Origin of the sequence: Paenibacillus senegalimassiliensis, assembly GCF_001486585.1 — a bacterium.
In the GTDB taxonomy this organism is placed as follows: Bacteria; Bacillota; Bacilli; order Paenibacillales; family Paenibacillaceae; genus Fontibacillus; species Fontibacillus senegalimassiliensis.
Window position 1 is genome coordinate 657,120 of the sequence record NZ_LN909046.1, and the last position, 15,914, is coordinate 673,033.

General features: G+C 49.5%; 17 protein-coding genes. 15 read left to right on the forward strand and 2 right to left on the reverse strand.

Annotated features, from left to right (window positions below; all coding sequences use genetic code 11):
* Positions 1-34: 34 nt before the first annotated feature.
* The 7 genes from BN3279_RS17000 (at position 35) to BN3279_RS17030 (ending at position 7,918) form a co-directional block, all read left to right on the forward strand.
* A complete protein-coding gene (locus BN3279_RS17000; RefSeq protein ID WP_059052346.1) occupies positions 35-796 on the forward strand; it encodes a metal ABC transporter ATP-binding protein in 762 nt (253 codons plus the stop codon).
* A gap of 81 nt (positions 797-877) precedes the next feature.
* A complete protein-coding gene (locus tag BN3279_RS17005) occupies positions 878-1,681 on the forward strand; it encodes a metal ABC transporter permease (protein ID WP_059052347.1) in 804 nt (267 codons plus the stop codon).
* A gap of 30 nt (positions 1,682-1,711) precedes the next feature.
* Positions 1,712-2,425 (forward strand): cytochrome c biogenesis CcdA family protein, encoded by a 714-nt coding sequence (locus tag BN3279_RS17010; protein ID WP_059052348.1) that lies wholly within the window; start codon positions 1,712-1,714, stop codon positions 2,423-2,425.
* Positions 2,426-2,548: 123 nt separating this feature from the next.
* Positions 2,549-2,974 carry a transcriptional regulator MntR gene (mntR, locus tag BN3279_RS17015; RefSeq protein WP_018751529.1) on the forward strand — a complete coding sequence of 142 codons (426 nt, stop codon included), beginning with the start codon at positions 2,549-2,551 and terminating at the stop codon, positions 2,972-2,974.
* Between the two features lie 163 nt (positions 2,975-3,137).
* Positions 3,138-4,772, forward strand: coding sequence for a family 10 glycosylhydrolase (locus BN3279_RS17020; protein ID WP_059052349.1), 1,635 nt, complete (start codon positions 3,138-3,140; stop codon positions 4,770-4,772).
* A gap of 374 nt (positions 4,773-5,146) precedes the next feature.
* Entirely contained in the window at positions 5,147-6,871 is a 1,725-nt protein-coding gene (locus BN3279_RS17025; protein ID WP_059052350.1) for a proline--tRNA ligase, read from the forward strand.
* A 78-nt stretch (positions 6,872-6,949) separates the two neighbouring features.
* The gene (locus BN3279_RS17030; RefSeq protein ID WP_059052351.1) at positions 6,950-7,918 is read left to right on the forward strand and encodes a patatin-like phospholipase family protein; all 969 of its coding nucleotides are present in this window, start codon (positions 6,950-6,952) and stop codon (positions 7,916-7,918) included.
* Between the two features lie 77 nt (positions 7,919-7,995).
* Here the strand turns inward: BN3279_RS17030 and BN3279_RS17035 are convergent, their stop codons facing one another.
* Both BN3279_RS17035 and BN3279_RS17040 read right to left on the reverse strand, forming a co-directional pair.
* Positions 7,996-8,316, reverse strand: a complete 321-nt coding sequence (locus tag BN3279_RS17035) for a hypothetical protein (RefSeq protein WP_059052352.1) — start codon at positions 8,314-8,316, stop codon at positions 7,996-7,998.
* A gap of 7 nt (positions 8,317-8,323) precedes the next feature.
* Complete coding sequence (locus BN3279_RS17040) at positions 8,324-9,322, reverse strand: DUF1385 domain-containing protein (protein WP_059052353.1); 999 nt, start codon at positions 9,320-9,322, stop codon at positions 8,324-8,326.
* Between the two features lie 359 nt (positions 9,323-9,681).
* On the opposite strand from BN3279_RS17040, the gene BN3279_RS17045 reads away from it, so the two are divergent.
* The 8 genes from BN3279_RS17045 to spoIIIAB all read left to right on the forward strand — a co-directional run bounded on the left by BN3279_RS17045 (position 9,682) and on the right by spoIIIAB (position 15,899).
* Positions 9,682-10,221, forward strand: a complete 540-nt coding sequence (locus BN3279_RS17045; RefSeq protein WP_059052354.1) for a YqhR family membrane protein — start codon at positions 9,682-9,684, stop codon at positions 10,219-10,221.
* Positions 10,222-10,297: 76 nt separating this feature from the next.
* Entirely contained in the window at positions 10,298-10,750 is a 453-nt protein-coding gene (aroQ, locus tag BN3279_RS17050) for a type II 3-dehydroquinate dehydratase (RefSeq protein ID WP_059052355.1), read from the forward strand.
* A 49-nt stretch (positions 10,751-10,799) separates the two neighbouring features.
* Positions 10,800-11,873, forward strand: a complete 1,074-nt coding sequence (locus tag BN3279_RS17055) for a M24 family metallopeptidase (RefSeq protein WP_059052356.1) — start codon at positions 10,800-10,802, stop codon at positions 11,871-11,873.
* A 71-nt stretch (positions 11,874-11,944) separates the two neighbouring features.
* Positions 11,945-12,502 (forward strand): elongation factor P, encoded by a 558-nt coding sequence (gene efp / locus BN3279_RS17060; RefSeq protein ID WP_059052357.1) that lies wholly within the window; start codon positions 11,945-11,947, stop codon positions 12,500-12,502.
* Between the two features lie 169 nt (positions 12,503-12,671).
* Entirely contained in the window at positions 12,672-13,925 is a 1,254-nt protein-coding gene (locus BN3279_RS17065) for an aspartate kinase (protein ID WP_059052358.1), read from the forward strand.
* Between the two features lie 110 nt (positions 13,926-14,035).
* A complete protein-coding gene (locus tag BN3279_RS17070) occupies positions 14,036-14,302 on the forward strand; it encodes a YqhV family protein (protein WP_059052359.1) in 267 nt (88 codons plus the stop codon).
* 87 nt (positions 14,303-14,389) lie between these two features.
* Entirely contained in the window at positions 14,390-15,388 is a 999-nt protein-coding gene (spoIIIAA, locus tag BN3279_RS17075; protein ID WP_059052360.1) for a stage III sporulation protein AA, read from the forward strand.
* Positions 15,381-15,899 carry a stage III sporulation protein SpoIIIAB gene (gene spoIIIAB, locus BN3279_RS17080; RefSeq protein ID WP_059052361.1) on the forward strand — a complete coding sequence of 173 codons (519 nt, stop codon included), beginning with the start codon at positions 15,381-15,383 and terminating at the stop codon, positions 15,897-15,899. Before spoIIIAA ends, spoIIIAB begins: the two co-directional genes overlap by 8 nt.
* Positions 15,900-15,914: the final 15 nt, after the last annotated feature.

Genomic DNA, 15,914 nt, shown 5'->3' on the forward strand with positions numbered 1-15,914 from the left:
TAGACATTAGTACGTGGAAGGATGCTATAAACGGATGAAATACAACGTTAATGCGGCCGAAAAGGCCGTTTGTCATGACAGCATCATTGAACTGGACCGCGTGTCCTTCTCCTATCAGGAGCAGAAGGTCATCTCTGACCTCAGCTTTGAGGTGCATGAACGGGATTTCGTCGGGGTGATCGGTTCCAACGGAGCCGGGAAAACGACACTGCTACGCATGATGGTCGGGCTCTTGCAGCCGACACAGGGAGAGATTCGGTTGTTTGGTCAATCCATCAAGCGTTTTCGCGATTGGAAACGAATTGGCTATGTGCCGCAGAAGAACGCCTTTAATCCGCTATTTCCCGCAACGGTGCGCGAAGTGGTAATGTCGGGTTTGTACCATAATCGGCAAATATTCCGCCGGGTCGGCCGTGTAGAGCAGCAGAAATGCAATGATGCCCTGGAAGTGATGCGCATCGGCAGTATTGCCGACAAGCGGATCGGGCAGCTATCCGGGGGGCAGCAGCAACGCGTCTTTTTGGCCAGAGCCTTAATCAATAAACCAGATTTGCTCGTTCTGGATGAACCGACAGTGGGGATTGATGCGCAGACGCAGGCTGATTTTTTTGAATTAATTTTCCATATGCATGCGCACCATCACATGACCTTTCTTATGGTATCGCATGATATTGCCATGATTGAAGGCCGCTTGGGACAAGAACCTCGTAAGGAGTGCGGCGGAATCAAGTTCTACGTGCGTCATTCGCATGATCAGGACTGTGCGATTCCAGATCTCCAGCATTCCTTGGTATAGCCAGTTGATTCACTTGAAACAAATAGACAGAAGTTTTGCGAAGTTGGTTTTGCTTGGCAGAACCTTTAGGAGTTGTGGGTTTTGGAAATTTTAACTGCTGATTTCTTTCAAAGAGCGCTGACCGGAGGGCTGCTGATTGGGCTTACGGCCCCGCTGATTGGTATCTTCCTTGTGCTGCGGCGTTTGTCCATGATTGGAGATACCCTTGCTCATGTGACCATTGCAGGAGTTGCACTGGGCCTCTTGATCGGGGCATATCCTGTCGGTGTCGGTTTGGTGTTCGCCGTTGTGGCTTCCTTCGCCATCGAGAAGCTGCGGAAGGCTTATAAGGGCTATGCCGAGCTATCCATCGCTATCATTATGTCTGGTGGCGTAGCGCTGGCTTCCTTGTTCTTTACGCTGGGAATGGGCTACAATACAGATGTAACCAGTTATTTATTTGGCAGTATCTTCACACTAAATACTACGGATTTATATGTCGCTTTTGCCGTTACCATTGTGGTGATTGTGGTCGTATTCGCTTTCTTCAAGGAGTTCTTCTTGCTTACCTTTGAAGAGGATGCAGCATCCGTTAGCGGCTTGCCTGTTAAAATGCTAAACCTGTTGCTCACGGTCATGACGGCTCTTGTTATCAGTACAGCCATCAAAATTGTAGGCGCTTTGCTAGTTTCCGCCTTGCTGACGATTCCAGCAGCTTGTAGTCTGCTGATCGCCAGAAGCTTCAAGTCTTCTGTGATCTTCTCTGTCATTATTGCAGAAATTGCTGTAGTGGCAGGGCTGATGATAGCGGGGATCTGGAATTTGGCACCCGGAGCGACGATCGTGCTGCTACTGATTGGTATGCTTATATTAACCCTGCTGGGAAAACGGGGGTTCTCCGCGTAGCCCTACTTGGGATATACATAGGAGGTTTGTATGGCTGATATTCATCTCGGCATTGCCTTTGGTGCGGGAGTTGCATCCTTTATATCCCCTTGCTGCTTGCCTTTGTATCCATCGTATCTGTCTTATATCACAGGAATGTCTGTACAGCAGCTTAAGACGGAGCAAGGGAAGCGGGAGGTTCGCTTCCGGACGATGACGCATACGTTGGCCTTCATCCTTGGTTTTTCTGTTGTATTTTACACGCTTGGATTCGGAGCGGGCTTGTTTGGAGAATTCTTCAATCAATACCGCGTTCTGATTCGGCAATTATCAGCTATATTGATTATGGTGATGGGTTTGGTCCTGTTAGGTTTGTTCCAGCCGCAATTTCTGATGAAGGAACGGAAGATGAACTTTACGTCCAAGCCAGCAGGGTACCTTGGTTCATTTATATTTGGTATCGGCTTCTCGGCGGGGTGGTCGCCATGTGTGGGGCCGATTTTGGCCGCAATCATTGCGATGGCAGTAACAGAACCGGGCGCTTGGATCGGACTCATTACAGCGTATACGCTTGGCTTCGCCTTGCCATTTTTCGTGCTGGCTTTCTTTATCGGATCGACCAAATGGATTCTCAAATATTCTGTCGCAATCATGAAGATCGGCGGGGCCCTTATGTTGCTGATGGGTGTCCTGCTATTCACAAATCGCATGGCGCAGATTACTATCTGGCTTCAGCAAATCACTCCGGAATGGCTGAAATTCTGAGCGTGGACGATTGAGTGTCTGAAGTGCACTTGCCAATGGACAATCATAACATGTATCATTAACAGAGTAATGTTTTGCGTACATTAAGTCCGCGTTAACTCATGGAAAAGAGGGAATCATCAGATGCCAACGCCCAGTATGGAGGATTATTTGGAGCGGATTTACAAGCTAATCGACGAGAAAGGCTACGCTCGTGTATCCGATATTGCGGAAGGTTTGGAGGTTCATCCTTCCTCCGTTACAAAAATGATCCAAAAATTGGACAAGGATGAATATTTAATTTACGAGAAGTACCGGGGGCTTGTCCTGACCAGCAAAGGGAAGAAAATCGGCAAACGACTTGTGGACCGCCATCAATTGCTGGAGGAGTTCCTTGGCATGATCGGTGTGGAGCATGAGAACATTTATAAAGATGTCGAAGGAATCGAGCATCATTTGAGCTGGGACTCTATCACGCGTATCGCTACATTGGTAGAGTATTTCAAACGTGATGCTTCTCGTATGAATGAGCTTGAAAATGTCCATCAGGAATTATTAAATGAATCCTAGAGGAAGCATCTGTCTTATGACCAAGGCAGATGCTTTTTTCTATGCTTCTATGTCGCTTGCTTAACCTGCTTTTTATGGAAAAAACGCAACTCTTGGGTGGTTCAAAGCGTTAATATGGGTGCACGCATTTGCTTGTACATCAAAAATGTTTTGGAGGTTACTCATGAAATTACGCGTTTGGTGGATTCCTATTTTTATTCTGATGCTAATATGGCCGAATGCCGGCAAGCTGGAAGCAGCTAGTACACCCGACATTCGCATTTATCTGGACGGGGCGTTGTTGTCCACAGATGCTCCCCCGTATATCAAACCTGGGGCGAATGTAACAATGGTGCCGCTCCGCGTGATTAGCGAAGGCCTGGGCGCGCGGGTGGCCTGGTCCCAACTGAACAAGACAGCAACGATTGAGAAGGATGGAAATACGTTAATTCTGACGAGTGGAACTGCAAGTGCCAAGGTCAACGGGGAGACGATTCAATTGGACGCTTCCGTAGAAATCAGCGGGGGACGGACTATGGTGCCTTTGCGGTTTGTCAGTGAACAGCTTGGGCTTACAGTCAACTGGAATAACACAAACCGTACGATTACACTAAGCTCCGATACGGGGGGAGAGGAGATCGGGCCTGAGCCGGGCACGGATGCGCCACCGGTTGATATTTCGTTACCGCCATCAACGCCGGTGGGAACTGCTGACGAGCTGCGAGGCGTATGGATATCCACCGTATTTAATCTCGATTGGCCAACCAAAGCTTCTTACGGTAAGGCAGATGTACAACAAGCGGAATATATCAAGCTGCTTGACGAGGTGCAGGCCATGGGGATGAATGCCGTGTTTGTACAGGTTCGCCCGGAAGCCGATGCGATCTATCCATCCAAGCTGGTTCCTTGGTCGGCTTACCTGACTGGAACCGCGGGCAAGGACCCGGGATACGATCCTCTTCAATTTTTGATTGAAGAAACTCATCGCAGAGGTATGGAGTTCCATGCCTGGTTTAACCCGTTCCGTGCTAGCACGGGTGGAGATGCTACCAAGCTACCGAAGAATCACGTAGCTAACGAGCACCCGGACTGGATCGTCAAGTACAATGATAAATTGTATATCAATCCGGGAGTCCCGGAGGCCCGTGATCATGTCATTGCCGCAGTTATGGAAGTTGTTCGCGGGTATGATATCGATGGGGTTCATCTGGATGATTATTTCTACCCAACCGGAGAAACTTCCAGCAAGAAATTTAATGACGACACGACCTATAGAACCTATAATGCTCAAAAGCTGAAAGATAAAGGCGACTGGAGAAGAGATAATATCAATCGGTTTGTCGAGAAGCTGGGACAAAGCATTAATCAATCTAAGCCAGACGTATCCTTCGGTATCAGCCCGTTTGGAGTATGGCGCAACAAGGCAGTTGATATTACGGGCTCGAATACCAAGGCCGGAGTCACGACGTATGACCATATGTACGCGGATGTACGCACTTGGATTAAGCGGGAGTGGATTGATTATGTAGCGCCACAGCTATATTGGAGTATGTCCCGCAAGGAGGTTCAATACGATCTGCTGGCCGACTGGTGGGCAGGGGAGGTCAAAGGAACTAACGTCAAGCTGTACATCGGACATGCGCCATACAAGCTGGGGACGCCGGAGATTGGCTGGTCTAGTGCGCAGGAGATCATCAACCAACTGGACTATAATCGTCAGGTTCCTGAAATTCAAGGCAGCATCTTCTTCAGTGCCAAGGACCTGCGCAAGAACCCGCTGGGACTGATTCCGTTGCTGCAAGCTTATTACGGCCAGTAGACAAAGGTAGTAGCAGTAGCGGTCTTATCTACATCTCTTGACAGAAGCCAGCTATTAAGATACATTCGTAATCATATATTATGTTTAATACATCATTAAATGCTTCGACCAAGGAGCGAGTTTCATTTGTCCGTGCCTCAGAGAAGAGACTGATGCTGAGAGGTCTCTGCCGTGACTGAATCTCCCCCGCCTTGCGAGCTGTACAGGGGAATCATCCTGAAGAGGAGAATAACTTGTACCGGCCCCACCGTTACCGGGATAAGCATGACCGATCTATGGATCGGCATGGAAATAGGGTGGTACCACGACACATTCGTCCCTGACGAATGTGTCTTTTTTTGTATATTGCTCTTTAGATTAGGGAGGGACTTCTTATGCGTCAAAGTAAATTATTAGCGCCTACTCTACGGGAGGCTCCGTCAGATGCCGAGGCTGCAAGTCATCGTTGGTTGCTGCGTGCAGGCTACATTCGTCAACTGGCCGCAGGGATTTACACTTATTTGCCCCTGGCGAGACGAGTATTGCATAAGATTGAGCGAATAGTTCACGAGGAAATGGAAAGAGCGGGAGCTCAGGAATTGCTGCTGCCTGCCATGCAGCCAGCAGAGCTATGGAAGGAATCCGGGCGTTATGAACGTTATGGCGATGAATTAATCCGACTTAAGGATCGGCACGGCCGCGAGTTTGCGTTGGGGCCAACACATGAGGAAGTCATTACGCAACTTGCAGGGGACGAGATCAATTCTTATCGCAGACTACCTGTAACCTTGTATCAGATTCAGACGAAGTTTCGCGATGAACGTCGTCCGAGGTTCGGGCTTTTGCGGGGGAGAGAGTTTCTGATGAAGGATGCCTACTCCTTTGATGAAGATTGGGAAGGATTGAACCAGTCTTATCGTGCTATGTTCAAGGCATATGAAGCGATCCTTGGGCGATGCGACTTGGATTATCGGGCGGTAGAGGCTGATCCAGGTGCAATTGGAGGAGAGGGGGAGACCCATGAATTTATGGTGCTGGCGGACATTGGCGAGGACAGAATTGCAGTATGCAATACTTGTGACTATGCGGCAAATATTGAGAAGGCTAGCTCAGTTAATTCCGATGCTGCTCCTCCAACTATCACAGGTTCCCTAATTACAGCACCACAGCCTGCACAAGTCCAAACTCCCGAAGTTCACACCATTGATCAGCTTTGTGATTTTTTTCAATCCGGACCAGATCACATGATCAAAACTCTGATATACACAGTTGATGGGTTACAATCTGTTGCTGTAGTTGTAAGGGGAGATCATGAGGTGAATGAGCTTAAGGTAGCTACTTACCTCGGTGTGACCGAAGTGCATTTGGCCGATGCTGCAACCGTAGAGCAAATAACGGGGGCTCCTGTTAGCTTTGCCGGTCCAATCGGGCTGGATATTCCGGTTCTGATGGATCGGGATGTCCTCCTGATGAGTGAGGGGATAGCCGGAGCTAACCAAGTTGATACCCACCTGCAATCCGTGATTCCCTCTCGGGATATGGTGCATGCAGTAGCGGGGGATTTCAGAAATGTGGTAGACGGCGACACTTGCCCTCATTGCGGTAAGGGAGTTCTCCAGCTTCTGCATGGCATTGAGGTCGGTCATATCTTCAAGTTGGGAACAAAATATAGTGAGCGTTTGAACGCAGCATTTCTGAACCGCCAAGGACAACGGCAGCCGATGATCATGGGTTGTTACGGAATAGGAATTTCACGACTGCTCTCCGCTATAGCAGAGCAACATCATGATGAGCGAGGACTGGCGTGGCCAACGTCCCTGGCTCCCTATCAAGTCCATATTATGCCCGTATCCATGAAGGACACTAGGCAAGTGGAGCTAGCGGAGCAGTTGTACGCCAAGTTGCTTGAGTGCGGGGTGGAGGTACTGCTTGATGACCGAGATGAAAGGCCAGGTAGCAAATTCAAGGACGCTGAGTTGATAGGGCTTCCTTATCGGATTGTCATCGGCAAGGGTGCGGACCAAGACCTGGTGGAATGGCTGGAGCACGGTATGTCGGATGGCGAAGTAATCTCATCACAGCAGGCGATTGACCGCGCACTTCAATTATTGCATCGTTAGCCAGACAGGCATATGCACGCTCCTATCAACATACATAAGCAATAGACCTTATGGATAGGGATGGGTGATGCTAGCCTGATGCTGATGAACGCAGTGTTTGAAGGTGGCGGAGTCAGAGGGATTTCTCTGGCGGGGGCAGTTCGGGCAGCGGAAGTCAACGGAGGAAAGTTTAATCGCGTTGCCGGCACCTCCTCAGGCTCCATTGTCGCTTCGTTACTTGCCGCCGGATATAGCGCCGAAGAGATGAGAGAAATCATCATGCGTACGTCGTTCTCCCGGCTCCTGAAGCGTTCGCCAATTTTCAACTTGGCCGTCCTTGGTCCTGCACTAAGGGTATTGCTTCGCAAGGGCCTGTACTCCGGTGAAGCCTTGGAAGAATGGGTCCGTTACATCCTGCAGCTCAAGGGAGTACGGACCTTTGGAGATCTGGAGCCGGGGAAACTGACGATAATTGCTTCGGACATTACAAACGGCAAAATTCTGGTACTCCCGGATGATCTGGAGAGAATTGGCATTCATTCCGGATCGTTCGAGGTAGCGCGTGCCGTAAGGATGAGCTGCAGTATACCTTATTTTTTTGATCCGGTGTTGCTTCGTCTTCCGGCGAAGCGGACCAAGGGAAGGCCCTTTGTCAATCAGTTCCTGCATGTTGTCGATGGAGGCTTGTTAAGCAATTTTCCACTGTGGTTATTCGATCGCGAGGAGCCGCAGTCTCCTGAACAGCGAATTCCTACCGTGGGCTTTCAAATGGTTGGTAAAAACACGAATAAGCCACATGATATTTATGGTCCGTTCTCAATGCTACAGGCGATCGTGGAGTCCATGTTGTCGGCACATGATGAACGGTACATCGAGCAATCCAATCGCTATCGGACCGTCAAGATTCCCACACTGGGTATCAGTACGACCCAATTTGATATCGACGATGAGGAAAGCTTGCTATTATTCGAGTCGGGATTCCGTGCGGGGGATCGTTTCTTTAAGGGATGGAGCACTAAGCTTTATGAGGAGCAATTCCAGAAATATCAACAGACTTACGTGCCTTAATTAATAATTGGTAGGGAATAACCCAAAAAGGATGGAACCCATGAATCTTCATGGGTTCCATCCTTTTTTGACGAGCTTTAATGATATTTGGGCAAATCGTCATCGTTTTTGCCCTTTTGTCCTTCGATGACCTGGAACGGATAAGCCTTGCGCTTCTCTGTAGTAGAGCGTCGTTCCGCGGCTACCTTGGCCATCGTGCGGGCAGAGGGTTTGATTTTGGGGTGTTGCTTTCGGTAGCGGCGGGGCGGGTATTTATACAATAGAAATACAATCGCTACTACCGCCAAAGGCACGATTACGTTACCTATAGGGATATGCTTGCTGAGAAACAAGCCGTCAATAATGCCGAATACCGACAAAAATGCGATAATCCACAAAAAGATGCGTTGTCTTCTCATGCGAATCTCATCCTTTCAAGGGATCCAATGCAGCATTGACCGTTGTCTCCGTAACGCCTACTTGCTCCATACGGGCATCCATCTCCTGCATGCGGTTGAATGAAGCGATGGATACTTCCACTTGCTCGTCACTAGGTTCCTTGGTTGTCAACAATTGCAGCCACAACCCCGGATATCCGAGATAACGAAGCACAGGAATTTCGCGAACTGCATTAGTCAACCGTAACAATTCATAGGAAAGACCAATAACCAGCGGAAGCAGCAATACACGGATGTACATCCGTTCCCAGACATTATCCCAACTGAAGATAGGCAATGAATAGATAATAACCCCCACAATAACAGTCAGAATAATGAAGCTACTACCACAACGGTAATGCAAGCGACTATATTTCTGCACATTAGCAGGTGTTAGTTCTTCTCCAGCCTCATAAGCGGAAATAACCTTATGCTCTGCGCCGTGATATTGGAACAGGCGCTTGATTACCGGGGTCTGGGACATTAGCCATAAATAGATAAGCAGCAATACGATCTTGATGACACCTTCGATTAGCGTATGCATGGTTTGACTGGAGAACGCATGCTGGAACAGATATTGTTCTACCAGAGCTGGCACCAGCGTGAAGATGAGCTTGCCAACGATAAAGGAAATGACCCCGGCGATAGCTACACCGACCAGCATCGTCAAGGAGAAGCCTGATTCATCCTTTTCCTTCTGCTTGGCTCGTTCTTCCGGTTCCATCTCATCGTCAGCCATCGCTTCCGCTGAATAATTCAAATGCTTGGAGCCTTTGGCACTGGAATCAATGATACTGACCAGACCACGTAACAATGGAATCTTACGCAGCTTTCTAACCCACTGCTTGTCTTGCTTGGGTACTTCCAAAAAGGTAATCTCGCCGCTCTTGCGGCGTACGGCTGTTACGTTCACATGCTTGCCGCCGAACATAACGCCTTCAATAACGGCTTGGCCGCCGTAAATGACGGGTGCAGATTGCTCAGGCAAATAAGTCACCTTCCTATGAATTCTGTAATGATTCCATTGTAACGGACTTTGCGGTCAAATTCTAGTTTGTTTAGTCTTTCTGGAAATGAGCATACTAATCTTCAAAAATCAGAAGCTTATAGTACGTGTTCAAAAAGTCGAATTTCTAGGACCAAAGCTTATGCTTCCGATGTGCGTTTTTTCAAAACGCTTGAGTTGGATGAAGCTAGGGACTGAGGAGTGGAGCGTACGTAGTGGGTACGTGAGCACCGGAAGGCCCGGGTGAATTCAAGATTCGATGTCGAACCCACTTCTCGAATAACTTCGTTCTGGGAAGACGACTTTTTGAACTACCTCTTAATAGAAAGGAAGAATGCTTGTTGAGACATCAGAAGCAAACAACCAAAGAACGCCCTCAGTCGTGGAGACAGCAGCGGAGAAAGAACACGAATATATGGCTATTTTCATTAGAAATTGGTTTTTTTGCAGGGCTGATCTGGGGGGGAGTCAAAGCTTTATTCTTCTATATGGGATTTACGAAGGTGGTGCCGGGATACTTGGTCGAGCCGTTCTTTAAGAACGCCTTTCTACATACACAATTCGGATATTACGTGGGCTGGGCGTCTTTTATCGGGCTTTCTCTGGTTGCAACTATGATTTATACGCTTGCTTTCCGCAAAATGAGGGGACCTGTACCGGGACTTATATATGGTGTGGTTTGGTGGGGGCTGCTGTTCGTTTTGCTGGGTCCTTGGCTGGACATGCTCCCTCCTCTGACCAAATTGCCTGCCATGACAATCATCAGTGAATTTTGTCTCTATTTGTTATGGGGACTGTTTATCGGCTACACTGCTGCTGAGGAATATACGGATGAGCGGGCCAGAGAGCCGAAGAAAACAACGAAACAAGCACTCCAATAACAGACAAAAAAGCTTCTCAAGCGACTCTCTTCTATGTTAAAATTACTTTTGGTTATTTTCGGAAGGGGGAGCCGTTATGTATCGCATCCTGGTGATGAACGGACCGAATTTGAATATGCTCGGCGTACGCGAGCCCGGAATTTATGGAGCCGAGAAGCTTGGGGACATTGAAGCCAGACTGGCTCAGTTAGCCGGGACCAACGGCCTGGAGCTGGAATTCATTCAATCGAACCATGAAGGCGAATTGATTGACCGGATTCACGCTGCCTATGGCAGTTCGGACGGAATTCTATTGAATCCAGGCGCGCTGACGCATTACAGCTATGCTCTTCGCGATGCTTTGACGTCGGTGGATATTCCCGTCGTTGAGGTGCATTTGTCCAACATTCATAAGCGGGAGGCATTCCGGCATACGTCGGTCATTGCCCCGGTCGCGATTGGGCAAATTGCCGGTTTTGGGTCCTATGGCTATGAGATGGGCTTGCTGGCGCTTAAGCGTCACTTGGAACAGACCCGCTCTCAGAGTTAGGATGTCTGGAACCTGGTTATAAAGTTCATATATTAAGGGAGAGTTTAAGATGGCGAACACTCGTGTTATCCGGCTTCGTGAAGCAATGAACAAGCAACACCTGGAAGCCGTATTGATTACCGGAGAAGTGAACCGCCGCTATGTGACGGGTTTTACAGGAAGCTCAGGTTATGTACTCGTGACCTTGCAGGATGCCTGGCTGTTGACGGACTTCCGTTATTTAATTCAAGCCGCTGATCAAGCGCAAGGCTTTCAAATTGTGGATCACGGAGCATCGGTTACCGGAGCGCTGCATAGCCTGCTGAGCGGAGCTAACATTAAACGCTTGGGTTTTGAAGAGGAATTAATGTCATTTGCCACCTATCGGTCTTATGAGCGTGAATTAAAGCCAGTTGAACTTGTGCCAGTAAGTGGTCTGGTAGAAGAACTGCGGATGTTCAAGGATAGCGGTGAGCTGAAACTGATGAAGGAAGCAGCAGACCTGGCCGATCAAACCTTCATGCACATGCTTGATGTACTCAAGCCAGGTATTAGTGAATGGGACGCTGCTCTTGAGCTTGAAATCTTCATGCGCAAGAACGGGGCTACCGGCCCTTCATTTGAAACGATTATGGCTTCGGGAGAACGTTCGGCCTTGCCGCATGGGCGGGCTAGCGAGCGCATTATGCAGTCGGGCGACCTGGTGACGATGGATTTCGGAGCGCTCATGAATGATTATTGCTCTGATATTACTCGTACCGTGGCAATCGGCACCCCAAGCGAGAAGTTGCGAGAGATTTATGATATTACCTTGGAAGCCCAATTGCGTGCTGTCGAAGGGATACGTCCTGGTATGACGGGACGGGAAGCGGATGCCTTAGCCAGGGATGTCATTGCCAACTATGGCTATGGCGAGTATTTCGGGCATAGCACGGGCCATGGACTAGGTATGGAGGTTCATGAGGCACCAAGGTTGTCGAAGGCCAGCGATACGGTGCTACAGCCAGGAATGGTTGTTACCGTGGAGCCGGGAATTTATCTACCGGGAATTGGCGGTGTCCGGATTGAAGACGATATCGTCATAACGGAGACTGGAAATCGTCGGTTGACGGAATCCACCAAGGACTTCATAGCGCTCGGCTAAACCTTGTATTTATGGTATGTTTAATCCACAATCTTAATAAATGTTGTTAACCCATTTGAGGAGGTACTTTTGTGATTTCAGTAAACGACTTTAAGACAGGCCTTACCGTCGAGGTAGACGGTGATATTTTTACGGTGCTGGAGTTCCAGCATGTAAAACCGGGAAAGGGTGCCGCATTCGTCCGCTCGAAGCTGAAGAACTTGCGCAACGGCAACACCGTAGAGAAAACGTTCCGCGCTGGTGAAACCATTGGCCGTGCGATGATCGAGAACCGTGATGTGCAGTATTTGTATGCCAGCGGACAAGAGCATACGTTCATGGATAACGAAACCTATGATCAATTTTCGCTCACGGAAGATCAATTGGAATGGGAATTGAACTTCCTCAGGGAGAATATGAATGTGAAAATCGTTAGCTATCAAGGAGAAATCCTGGGGATTAACCTGCCGAACAGCGTAGAGCTTAAAGTGGTTGAAACCGAGCCAGGTATCAAAGGCAATACGGCAACGGGTGCAACCAAAAATGCCAAGGTAGAAACTGGTCTCAATGTTCAGGTTCCTCTCTTCATTAATGAAGATGACACGCTGCTGATCGATACCCGGGAAGGTAAATATATTTCGCGGGCATAAGCGGGACTACTCGCTTGTCGCAGGTCTCCTCCACCCTTGCTGGGGTGGAGGAATTTTTGTATAAACCATTGACGACCTTTGGGTCATTCGTATTATACTGGTTTAAAGCGTTACTGGTTCAAACGATGGTCGCGCAGATAAGTGGAGCATCATTAGGGAGGGTCTGAAGTTGGCTTTATATGTGATGAAATTCGGAGGGAGTTCCGTAGGCGATACGGAGCGGATGCAGCGGGTTGCCCGTCGCGTTATCGAGAAGCAGGAGGAAGGAAATCAAGTGGTGGTCGTTGTTTCTGCTATGGGAGACACGACGGATGATCTGATAGATCAGGCCAAGCTGCTAAGCAAAGAACCCCCGCCAAGGGAAATGGATATGCTAATGACTACCGGGGAGCAAATTTCCATTGCGATGTTGTCTATTGCGCTTCATGCGATGGGTGCTCAAGCGGTTTCTTATACGGGTTGGCAGGCAGGCTTCCGTACGGAAGCGGTGCATGGCAAGGCACGGATTACCGATATTCAGCCAGAGCGGGTGCTGAAGTCTCTGGAAGCTGGGAATATCGTGATTGTGGCCGGGTTCCAGGGGATGACCGAGGAGGGCGAAATCACTACCTTCGGTCGCGGCGGCTCTGATACGACAGCGGTTGCCCTGGCGGCAGCTACTAACGCTGATTGTTGCGAAATTTATACGGACGTGGACGGCATTTACTCCACCGATCCGAGAATTGTCAAGCATGCACGCAAGCTGAATGAAATCTCTTATGACGAAATGCTGGAATTGGCGAATTTGGGGGCAGCGGTGCTGCATCCCCGTGCGGTAGAATACGCCAAGCTACATCAGGTCCGTCTTGTGGTACGGTCGAGCTTTAACAATAATGAAGGAACGGTTGTGAAGGAGGAAGTCAAGATGGAGCAAGGCGTAGTAGTAAGCGGGATTGCCTACGATAAGAACGTAGCCAGAATCAGCATTCTGGGGGTATCGCACGTTCCTGGCGTATTAGCAAAGGTATTCGGTTCATTAGCCGATTCCAAGATCGATGTGGACATTATCGTCCAAAGCGGGGTGCAAGATGGGAAAGCGGACTTCTCCTTTACAGTGGCCCTGTCCGATTGCGACAAAGCCCTTAAGGTCTTGGAGCAAATCCGCAATGACTTGCCTTACGATGAAGTGACTTCCGAAGAGGGACTGGTCAAGGTGTCCATCGTTGGCGCCGGTATGGTGAGCCATCCGGGGGTGGCTGCTCAAATGTTCGAAGTCATCTCCAAGCAAGGGGTTAACATTGTGATGGTGAGCACCTCAGAGATTAAAGTCTCCTGTGTGATTGATGGAGGCAAGCTGAGTGAAGTGATCACCGCGCTGCATACTGCTTACGGTCTGGATACGGAGAATACGGCATTTGTCGGGGGTCCGCAAGATCGCCGATAAATGATATAGAGGATTCAAAGAGCTCGCGAGATGCGGGCTCTTTTTTTTATATGCTAAACAGGGACAATCAGGCATATCGTTTAAGAGATGGGACAAGGAAGGAGGTTCTTATGCTTGATAAATTTGTCGCAAGCATGGCAAGTTTGCGCATCACGTCAGGAATGATAGAGATCCTTGCAGCCCTGCTCATGCTCAAGCTGGGGAGAGTCGATAAGGCCCTGGCTGTCAATTCGGCACTAGCCTTCGTGGGGCCTTCCGTACTAATTGTTACGACCTTCATCGGACTTGCCGGCATGGCTGATAGATTGTCACTTGGGAAGATGTTATGGATCGGCTTAGGGGTCGCGTGTCTCTTAATTGGCATTTTGAAGAAATGATAGATTCCCTAGCATAAACACAAAGTACAGGCATACATATGAGATATAGCAAAATCAAGAACATCAAGCTTGGTAGGGGGTGTGTTCATGGGCCCAAGCTGGCTAGACGTATTTCCCGACAACCTCCAAAGTCTATTGCTCAAGCTACCGCCTTCTATCTTTCCCCAATTGGAAGAGATACGTATCCGAGAGGGGCGGCCGCTTGAGATTAACACAGGTGGCCGTTACTATTTTCTAACGCCTGCGGGAGAGGTCACAAGAAACCCTCAGGCAGCGTACAAGCCTGAGAAGCAAGACAGCAATCGTCTGCTTGATCTGATTACGAACCATTCGCTGTACACGATGGAGGAGGAGCTTCGAAAGGGCTTCATTACGATAGCGGGCGGTCATCGGATTGGGCTGGCGGGAAGGACTTTGTTAAGTGGAGGAAAGGTAGAGCACTTGCGGGATATCAGCGGCTTTAACGTGCGGATCGCCAGAGAGATCAAAGGTATTGCTGACCCAATTTTGCCGAAGTTGCTGGATTTCAAGCACAGAACGGTCCATCATACGCTTATTCTTTCGCCACCTCAGCACGGTAAAACAACCTTAATCCGTGATTTGGCCCGCCAGATCAGCAGTGGAACCTGGGGGCATCCGGCGGCAGTTTGGCCCGGCCGCAAGGTAGGGGTCATCGACGAACGTTCGGAGATTGCGGGAAGCAAACGAGGGGTACCCGGCTTTGATGTCGGTCCACGGACCGACGTACTGGACGGCTGTCCCAAGGCCGAGGGCATGATGATGATGATTCGCTCCATGTCTCCGGATGTATTAATTGTGGATGAGATTGGGCGACCCGAAGACGCGGAAGCATTAGCCGAGGCGCTTCATGCCGGGGTCCGGGTCATCGCTACAGCGCATGGATCAAGCGTTGATGACTTATCCTCCCGGCCTGCGTTGGCTAAGTTAACCGATACCTTCTTCTTCCAGATGTATGTGGTGCTCTCGCGCTCGGAGAAAGGACTGGCATTCAAGCTTTGGGATAGCAAGCGAAGAGGAGTGCCGTTTGCGGGAGCGGCATGGAAGGGCGGGGAAGAGCATGGTTAAAATGTTCGGAGCCGCGCTCGTCCTGCTGGCCGCAACGCTGGCGGGATGGCTTCAGGCCAGACAATTTGCTGCTCGTCCTAATCAGATCCGCCGCTTGATTCTCGCTCTGAAACGGCTGGAGACCGAGATTATGTATGGCTTTACGCCGCTTCCCGATGCGATGCGCCGCATCGGAGAGCAAGCCCAAGAGCCTATCAAGTCCCTGTTCATCAGGACAGCGGACAATATGGACTCCAAGCAGCAATGGACAGCCCAGCAAAGCCTGGAGCATGCCGCAATGAAGCTGTGGGGGAATACCGCTATGAAGGGTTCCGAGCAGGAAGTTATCCGCCAGTTAAGCTACACACTCGGGACAAGCGATCGCCAGGATCAACTGGGTCATTTGGCCACGGCGGTCCGTCAATTGGAGAGCGAGGAATCGGCAGCGCGGGAAGACCAGGCCCGCTATGAGAAGATGTATCGAAGCTTAGGATTATTGTGCGGAGCGTTCATCGTCATTTTATTCTACTAAATTACCCATTTCCTC